We start from the raw sequence: 3,127 nt of genomic DNA, 5'->3' as shown, positions 1-3,127 counted from the left end.
AGAACATTTATTAGCATTCGGAGTTTGTCAGGAATTGGTAGGCGATGAAACCCCCGCATCCAATCAGTAGCTCTACCTCTAATAAACTTATATACGACGCTGCACCTAAATGCATTTCGGAGAGTACGAGCTATCTCCCAGTTTGATTGGCCTTTCACCCCTACCCACAGGTCATCCGAAGACTTTTCAACGTCAACCGGTTCGGTCCTCCACTCTGTGTTACCAGAGCTTCAACCTGCCCATGGGTAGATCACAAGGTTTCGCGTCTAATCCTACTAACTATACGCCCTATTCAGACTCGCTTTCGCTCCGGCTCCGGTACTTAATACCTTAACCTCGCTAGTAAAATTAACTCGTAGGCTCATTATGCAAAAGGCACGCCGTCACAGCATTACGCTGCTCCGACCGCTTGTAGGCGTACGGTTTCAGGTTCTATTTCACCCTTCTATTCGAAGTGCTTTTCACCTTTCCTTCACAGTACTTGTTCACTATCGGTCTTTCAGGAGTATTTAGCCTTGGAGGATGGTCCCCCCATATTCAGACAGGATTTCACGTGTCCCGCCCTACTCATTTATCATCTTATTATGCCTTTCGAGTACAGGATTATCACCTTCTACGATTGTTCTTTCCAGAACATTCCTCTAAACATAAAAAGACTTTTGGGCTAATCCGCTTTCGCTCGCCACTACTTACGGAATCTCTTCGATTTCTTTTCCTCCGGGTACTTAGATGTTTCAGTTCTCCGGGTTTGCTCCTCTTACGAGGTGACATATCTTCAATATGCCGGGTTGCCCCATTCGGATATCTGCGGATCAATTCGTGTGTGCCAATCCCCGCAGCTTTTCGCAGCTTACCACGTCCTTCGTCGCCTCTGAAAGCCTAGGCATCCGCCATACGCCCTTAACGATTTCTTTCCTATTGGTTACTCAAGCGCTTTATGCGCTCGGTTTTCTCTTTGTGATGTCTTTACCGTTAATGTCAATGATCTTAATTTCTTCTTTTCCAACTGATGAACAAATGTTGTTTTTGGCTCCATTCGTAACTTTTAAATCAGTCTTCCAAAACTGTGGAGAATAAGGGAGTCGAACCCTTGACCTCCTGCGTGCAAGGCAGGCGCTCTAGCCAGCTGAGCTAATTCCCCTCTAGGTGCTGCAGGCTTTACGCTATAAGCTTTAGGCGTATTGCCTACTGCTTCCAGCTTAATGCTTACCGCTTTAATTAGTAGTCTCGGGCAGGCTCGAACTGCCGACCTCTACATTATCAGTGTAGCGCTCTAACCAGCTGAGCTACGAGACTGTCTTTTAGACGTAAAAGATGATAGACTGATTGATAATAGACTAATTTCTTCGTCTTTCTCTCTCTGCTTTTATCTTCTTTGCCTCTCTCAATCCCTTTACTAATTTCTAGTGGGTTTTGTATTTTTATATAGCAACCAAACAAAAAACTAAAGCTATACTTTAAGTAAGTATAATGTATCTTACGATACTGATTTTGTTTAACGTCAAAAGACGCTCTAAAATGAGATGTTCCAGCCGCACCTTCCGGTACGGCTACCTTGTTACGACTTAGCCCTAGTTACCTGTTTTACCCTAGGCAGCTCCTGTTACGGTCACCGACTTCAGGTACCCCAGACTTCCATGGCTTGACGGGCGGTGTGTACAAGGCCCGGGAACGTATTCACCGCGCCATGGCTGATGCGCGATTACTAGCGATTCCAGCTTCATAGAGTCGAGTTGCAGACTCCAATCCGAACTGAGACCGGCTTTCGAGATTTGCATCACTTCGCAGTGTAGCTGCCCTCTGTACCGGCCATTGTATTACGTGTGTGGCCCAAGGCGTAAGGGCCGTGATGATTTGACGTCATCCCCACCTTCCTCTCTACTTGCGTAGGCAGTCTCACTAGAGTCCCCAACTTAATGATGGCAACTAGTGACAGGGGTTGCGCTCGTTGCAGGACTTAACCTAACACCTCACGGCACGAGCTGACGACAACCATGCAGCACCTTGAAAAATGTCCGAAGAAAAGTCTATTTCTAAACCTGTCATTTCCCATTTAAGCCTTGGTAAGGTTCCTCGCGTATCATCGAATTAAACCACATAATCCACCGCTTGTGCGGGCCCCCGTCAATTCCTTTGAGTTTCAAACTTGCGTTCGTACTCCCCAGGTGGCTAACTTATCACTTTCGCTTAGTCTCTGAAGCTTGCGCTCCAAAAACGAGTTAGCATCGTTTACGGCGTGGACTACCAGGGTATCTAATCCTGTTCGCTCCCCACGCTTTCGTCCATCAGCGTCAGTTGTTGCTTAGTAACCTGCCTTCGCAATTGGTGTTCTAAGTAATATCTATGCATTTCACCGCTACACTACTTATTCCAGCTACTTCAACAACACTCAAGACCTGCAGTATCAATGGCAGTTTCACAGTTAAGCTGTGAGATTTCACCACTGACTTACAGATCCGCCTACGGACCCTTTAAACCCAATAAATCCGGATAACGCTTGCACCCTCCGTATTACCGCGGCTGCTGGCACGGAGTTAGCCGGTGCTTATTCGTATAGTACCTTCAGCTACCCTCACGAGGGTAGGTTTATCCCTATACAAAAGAAGTTTACAACCCATAGGGCCGTCGTCCTTCACGCGGGATGGCTGGATCAGGCTCTCACCCATTGTCCAATATTCCTCACTGCTGCCTCCCGTAGGAGTCTGGTCCGTGTCTCAGTACCAGTGTGGGGGATCACCCTCTCAGGCCCCCTAAAGATCGTAGACTTGGTGAGCCGTTACCTCACCAACTATCTAATCTTGCGCGTGCCCATCTCTATCCACCGGAGTTTTCAATACCGAATGATGCCATCCAGTATATTATGGGGTATTAATCTTCCTTTCGAAAGGCTATCCCCCAGATAAAGGCAGGTTGCACACGTGTTCCGCACCCGTACGCCGCTCTCAAGATCCCGAAAGATCTCTACCGCTCGGCTTGCATGTGTTAGGCCTCCCGCTAGCGTTCATCCTGAGCCAGGATCAAACTCTCCATTGTATGTTTGTCTGACTCACTCAAAGTTTTTAACGCTTTAGTTTTTCCTTACTTGGTTGTTATATTGTATGTCAATGATCTTTATATCTTCCGCTTT

At 47.0% G+C, this 3,127-nt stretch carries 2 tRNA genes and 2 rRNA genes; all 4 read right to left on the bottom strand.

The features are described from left to right. Positions 1 to 914 (bottom strand): 23S ribosomal RNA (locus AC5YGI_RS21940); the annotation flags it as partial. A gap of 153 nt (positions 915 to 1,067) precedes the next feature. Then, a tRNA-Ala gene (locus tag AC5YGI_RS21935) sits at positions 1,068 to 1,141 on the bottom strand. Positions 1,142 to 1,222: 81 nt separating this feature from the next. Beyond that, positions 1,223 to 1,296 (bottom strand) — tRNA-Ile (locus tag AC5YGI_RS21930). A 220-nt stretch (positions 1,297 to 1,516) separates the two neighbouring features. Next, positions 1,517 to 3,033, bottom strand: a 16S ribosomal RNA gene (locus AC5YGI_RS21925). Positions 3,034 to 3,127: the final 94 nt, after the last annotated feature.

Source organism: Chryseobacterium sp. CS3K3.1, assembly GCF_059515165.1.
The sequence above is the reverse complement of the archived record's forward strand: the minus strand, read 5'-3'. Positions and strand labels throughout refer to the sequence as shown.